The organism is Methylibium sp. T29 (assembly GCF_000576205.1).
Classification (GTDB): domain Bacteria; phylum Pseudomonadota; class Gammaproteobacteria; order Burkholderiales; family Burkholderiaceae_C; genus Methylibium; species Methylibium petroleiphilum.
Map to the genome: position 1 here is coordinate 1 of NZ_AZND01000374.1, position 2,556 is coordinate 2,556.

The window sequence follows — 2,556 nt, forward strand, 5'->3', positions numbered from 1 at the left end:
CGTGCGCGGCGCAGGCCGCTCGCGCGCCGGTGCAGGCTCGAGACCCGCCGCGCGCAGCAGCACCGTGTTCGCGACGGGCACCGTCGGTGGCGTGGTCCCGGCCGCGCAAAGCTGCGCGCAAGCGAGGTGATCGGGATGCAGGCCGTCCAGCCCGAGTCCCTCGCGGATCTCGGCGGGCAGCTCGGCCGCGATCGCGAGCGCGCCGGAAGGATCGCCGCACCACCCGAGCAGCTGGGTGCTGGGCGAAGACATGACCGCCGCGTGTGCCACCGGCAGGCAGAGCTGCGCGAACCAAGCCAGCACGGCCAGGACGAGAGCAGAGCGCAGACGGACGATGGGCGGACGCATAGGCCGCGGCATTGTAGTGTTCGCTTCCAGCGCTGCGATGTCGCCGCGACGCCGCGGACCCGAGCCCGCGAACGGGCGATGCAGCCCGGCACGTGCGCCATCTCGGTGCTGCGGCGGCGTCCTACGCGGTCGCGGCAACGCGTCCGATGGCTCGGGAGGCCACCCGAGGATGAAATCGTCGCCATGTCCTCCCCACCGTCAGCCATGCCGCTCTCCGCCCTCCTCAAACCGTTTCGGCTGTCCTCGCGGCGCGCCGCCGAGCGGGCCTTCCGGGTCGACTGCGAGCTGACCTACGAGGTCGATGCCCCGACCGACTTCGTGTTCCTGGTGCACGCGCTGAAGGACGCCGAGCAGCACATCGCCGGCGAATCGATCGACTTCCACAGCGACGCCGCCTTCCACGTCTTCGCCGATCCCACGCAGGGGCACCGCTTCACGCGCGTGCACGTCGAGGCCGGCCGCTTCACGCTGCTGTACCGGGCCCTGGTGAAGAAGCGGCCGTTCACGCGCGATCTGCGCGCCCCCGAGCAGCCGATCCACGAGTTGCCCGACCACGTGCTCCACAACCTGGCGCCCACGCGCTACTGCGAGTCGGACCTGCTGGGCCGCGCCGCCTACAAGCTGTTCGGTCACCTGCCACCCGGCCATGCGCGGGTGCAGGCGATCGCCGACTGGATCTTCGAGCACATCGAGTACGCGATCGGCTCGACCGGACCCACCACCACGGCGCGCGAGGTGTTCGTGCAGCGCGCCGGCGTGTGCCGCGATTTCGCCCACCTGGGCGTCACCTTCTGTCGCGCGCTCAACATCCCGGCGCGCCTGGCGGTCGGCTATGCGCGTTTCGACGAGCCGCCCCCCGACTTTCACGCGGTGTTCGAGGCCTGGCTGGGCGGCCGCTGGGTGCTGTTCGACCCGACGCGGATGTCGCCGGTGGACGATCTGGTCCGCATCGCCAGCGGCCGCGACGCCAAGGACGTGGCCTTCGCTACGCTGTTCGGCCCGGCCCGCATGCTGAGCATGAACCCGCAGATCGAGGCGGTGGGCCCGCAGCAGCTGGCGCTCGCCGACGCCGGCGGCTGACCGTTTCCTCTGGCAGCATCGGCGCATGCCGCCGAACACTGCCAGCCTGTCGCTCAAGGGTCTGTGGATCTACACCGCCGCCGTGCTGGCGCTGCTGCTCTGGTCGGGCATCGGGCCGTACGAGCGCGGCACCTGGCTGATGGAGGTGGCACCGGTGCTGATCGCCCTGCCGCTGTTGCTGGCCACGCACCGGCGCTTCCCGCTCACGCCGCTGCTCTACGGCCTGATCGCGCTGCACATGGCGGTGCTGATCCTCGGCGGCCACTACACCTACGCACGCGTGCCGCTCGGCCACTGGATGCAGCAGTGGTTCGGCTTCGAGCGCAACCACTACGACCGCATCGGACACCTGATGCAGGGCTTCGTGCCGGCCATCGTGGCGCGCGAACTGCTGCTGCGGCTCACGCCGCTGGCGCGGCCCGAGATGCGCGGCGGCTGGCTGTTCACGCTGGTCACCGCCGTCTGCCTGGCGATCAGCGCGCTCTACGAGCTGATCGAGTGGGGCGCGGCCGAGGCGCTGGGCGGCGGCGCCGATGAGTTTCTCGGCACCCAGGGCGACCCCTTCGACACCCAGAAGGACATGTTCTGCGCGTGGCTCGGCGCGATGGCCGCTCAGTGGCTGCTGGCGCGCCGGCACGACCGGCAATTGAGGGCGCTGACCGTCCAGAACGGTCCCTGAGCGCCCCGCCACCGGCCCGCCGCCCCCTCACTTCGGGAGGCTTTCCCGGCCCGCAGGCGGCGGCCAGCCACTAGGATGAATCCATTCCTCTGGACGCCAATCCACCAGGAATGATCATCGTCAATTGCCCGGTGTGGCGCGAGCCGCACCGGGCTTCTTTTGAACCGATGAGATCAGGGCGGCGTCGGGCGCGCACTGCCCTGCGTCGCCACGCGGCGGCGGCATTCGGCCACCGCGGCCTTGCCGGACAGGCGATCGCAACTCGCCATCGACTCACCACGCAGATCGGCGGCGGGCGGCGGCGGCGCCACCGGTGCGGGAGGACGGGGCCCCTGGCGGCGGGGCCGGCTTGCCGAGCGGCACGCTGATCTGCGGATCGCCCGGGTGAGTCGGCGGCAGGGTCTGCAAGGGGCTCGCCGACGCAGCGGCAGGCGGCGATGCGGGCAAGG

Annotated in this window: 3 protein-coding genes; 2 read left to right on the forward strand and 1 reads right to left on the reverse strand. The window is 71.5% G+C overall.

Going from position 1 to position 2,556, the window contains the following annotated elements; all coding sequences use genetic code 11:
* The coding region (locus tag x551_RS21020; RefSeq protein ID WP_216701354.1) for a hypothetical protein at positions 1 to 303 on the reverse strand (303 nt) is incomplete at its 3' end.
* A 249-nt stretch (positions 304 to 552) separates the two neighbouring features.
* On the opposite strand from x551_RS21020, the gene x551_RS21025 reads away from it, so the two are divergent.
* A complete protein-coding gene (locus tag x551_RS21025) occupies positions 553 to 1,428 on the forward strand; it encodes a transglutaminase family protein (RefSeq protein ID WP_051495965.1) in 876 nt (291 codons plus the stop codon).
* 25 nt (positions 1,429 to 1,453) lie between these two features.
* On the forward strand, positions 1,454 to 2,107 hold the full coding sequence (locus tag x551_RS21030; protein ID WP_051495964.1) for a DUF2238 domain-containing protein: 654 nt from the start codon (positions 1,454 to 1,456) through the stop codon (positions 2,105 to 2,107).
* The last annotated feature ends 449 nt before the right edge of the window (positions 2,108 to 2,556 follow it).